The sequence below is a fragment of the Bradyrhizobium guangdongense genome, assembly GCF_006483445.1.
GTDB classification, from domain to species: domain Bacteria; phylum Pseudomonadota; class Alphaproteobacteria; order Rhizobiales; family Xanthobacteraceae; genus Bradyrhizobium; species Bradyrhizobium guangdongense_A.
The window spans coordinates 1-2,668 of sequence record NZ_PPPT01000140.1 but is presented as its reverse complement, the minus strand read 5'-3'; the positions used below and the strand labels follow the sequence as shown (position 1 = coordinate 2,668).

2 protein-coding genes are annotated in these 2,668 nt (G+C 62.7%); one reads left to right on the top strand and one right to left on the bottom strand.

The annotated features are described in order from the left end of the window. On the bottom strand, positions 1 to 1,025 hold a 1,025-nt coding region (locus C2U70_RS20215; protein ID WP_246666803.1), incomplete at its 3' end, for a caspase family protein. A gap of 268 nt (positions 1,026 to 1,293) precedes the next feature. Between C2U70_RS20215 and C2U70_RS20210 the strand changes: the two genes are divergently transcribed. Beyond that, on the top strand, positions 1,294 to 2,668 hold a 1,375-nt coding region (locus C2U70_RS20210; protein WP_140980181.1), incomplete at its 3' end, for a tetratricopeptide repeat protein.

The window sequence follows — 2,668 nt, the reverse complement described above, 5'->3', positions numbered from 1 at the left end:
TAGCTCGCCAGGAACGCCTGGTAGGAAGCCGCCGTATTGATCGCAACGGCGATCGCCCATGCCCGCATCAGATAGCGGCGTTCGAGCTGGACGCGCACGCGCATATTGTAGGGGGGCTGGGCCGCGAACAATGCGACGTAGGCCTCATAGGCGGGGACCGTGTCCTCGGCGATCACGAGTTCATAGGCCACCCTTGGATCCTTACCGCGCAATTCCTTGCGCCATTCTTCCATGCTCCGCCCCGCGGATGCCGCCTTGCTCGTGGCTGCCACCTTTTGGTCCGACGGTCCCTGCGTCGAGGCCTGTCCGCTCGCGAAGAACTTGAATTCGTTCGTCAGCGATGAACTCTCCCATGGCGTCTGCCTTCCGTCGGTCGCCTGATTGACCGCGACGCGAACCCGCTTGAAGGCTTCTTCGATCGGCAGATTCGGCTCCTTCGCGACCGAAAGCAGCGCCGTCGTATACGGGCTGTTCTCGCCGCTGCCGTCCTCGGCGATCGCGCCAGGCGAGGTCGAATAGGAAATGAACGAGCCGGCCGCACCGGCCTTGGTATCGACGATCGCGAGCCCGTGCCCGGCTGCGGCGTTGATGTTGGGGAAGGGATTGTTGCGGCAGGCATCGAGCATGATGATCCGCATCCGCGTTGGCACGGCCGCCAGGGTATTCAAGACGTCGTTGAGTCGGACGGCTTGCAAGGGAATGTCGGCGTCGCGCTTCGGGTCGACATCGACCGGTACGAGATAGTTTTCGCCGTCGATCTGCAATCCGTGACCGGCGTAGAACATGAGCGCCACGGTGTCCGGGCCGCTTGCGGCAACCGTTGCGGCAAAGTTGCTCACCGCCTGGCGCATGTCGGTCTGCGTCAAATCGCCGGCCTTGGTGACCTTGAACCCGGCGTTGCCGAGCAACTCCATCATCTTCTCGGCGTCGTTCGCGGGGTTGGGCAGTACCGCCACCGAACGGTAACTCGACTGGCCAATGACCAGCGCTACCCGGTTCTCGGCAAAGGCGGAAGGAATGGTCATCGGGGAGAGCATCAAGAGCGCCGATGCCAGACATCGATTCCAATGGAATAGGCGGGACATATGTCCTCCTGCAGAAAAAGGGGTGCACGCAAATCGAAGAAGAAAACTGTCCATCCTGATTAGCGAGATCGGCATTCGGGAACGTTGATTTGCGTCAACCGGATCCGTTCGATCCGGCTGCAGATAGTTCTGTCCTCATTGTCGGTGGTATGCGGTGCGCGCGGCGTCGTCAGGATGCCCGCTGCATCGCATCATCAGGGAGACGGCTGTGCGATCGGCAATCCACGCGACGGTACTCTTGATCAGCCTCGGCTCCCCCGCATTCGCCGGCGACACGAGCACGGCCGACCTCATCGCAGCATGCGACAAGGCAGCCGCGAGCCCGCAGGACAAGACGGTTCCAGCCGGTATTGCCGCTGTTGCTCCGGAGAAGATCGAAGCTGCGAGCGCTATTCCCGCATGCGAGGCGGCGGCCAGGGCGGCCCCGGGCAATCCGCGCGTTCTGTTCGAACTCGGCCGGGCCTATCGGGCCGGCAAGAACTACGATGCCGCTCGCATCAGGTACGAAGAAGCGATGAGAGCGGGCAGCGCGCTCGCGGCCAGCAATCTGGGTTCGCTCTATGCGGAAGGTCTCGGCAGCCTTCCGAGGGACGATCGCGAGGCAGCGCGTCTGTTCAGGATCGCCGCCGATCAAGGCGTCGCCGCTGCGCAAAGCAACTTGGGTTCTTTCTATCAGAACGGCCGCGGCGGCTTGCCTAAGGACGATGTCGAGGCGGTGCGCCTGTACAGGCTTGCCGCCGGCCAAGGATATGCCGCAGCTCAGAACGCGCTCGGCAATTTCTTTCACAATGGTCGCGGTGGACTACCTCAGGATGATGTTGAGGCCGCCCGCCTCTACAAGTTGGCAGCGGACCAGGAATTTCCCTCTGCGCAGACCAATCTTGGCTACTTCTACCAGGAAGGACGCGGCGGCCTGCCCAGGGACGACAACGCGGCCGCCCGCCTGTACAAGCTCGCGACAGAGCATGGAAACCCGTTCGGCCAGCATGGTCTCGCCTATTTCTACCAGGTTGGCCGTGGCGGATTGCCGAAGGATGATGTCGAGGCCGCGCGGTTGTACAGGCTGGCGGCCGATCAGGGTAATGCTTCTTCGCAAAATTCCCTCGGCACCTTCTATCAGTCTGGTCGTGGTGGACTACCCCGGGACGATGTCGAGGCGGCTCGTCTCTACAAGTTGGCGGCTGGCAAGGGAAACTCCTACGCGCAAAACAATCTCGCCTATTTCTTTCAGGAGGGCCGCGGCGGCTTGCCGAAGGACGATGGTGAGGCGGTCCGCCTTTACAAGCTCGCGGTCGACCAGAACAATGCCGCCGCGCAAAGCAATCTGGGTTATTTCCATGCCACCGGTCGTGGCGGGATGCCGAAGGATGATGCCGAGGCGGCCCGTCTCTACCGGCTGTCCGCGGCGCAGGGCAGCGCGCTGGGGCAAGTCAACCTCGGCAACTTCTATCAGCAAGGCCGCGGCGGCCTTCGCAAGGACGATGTCGAGGCCGCGCGCTACTACAGGCTTGCCGCCGACCAAGGCAATGCGGTTGCGCAATGCAACCTCGGGATCCTCTATGCCAACGGTCGCGGCGGGCTCG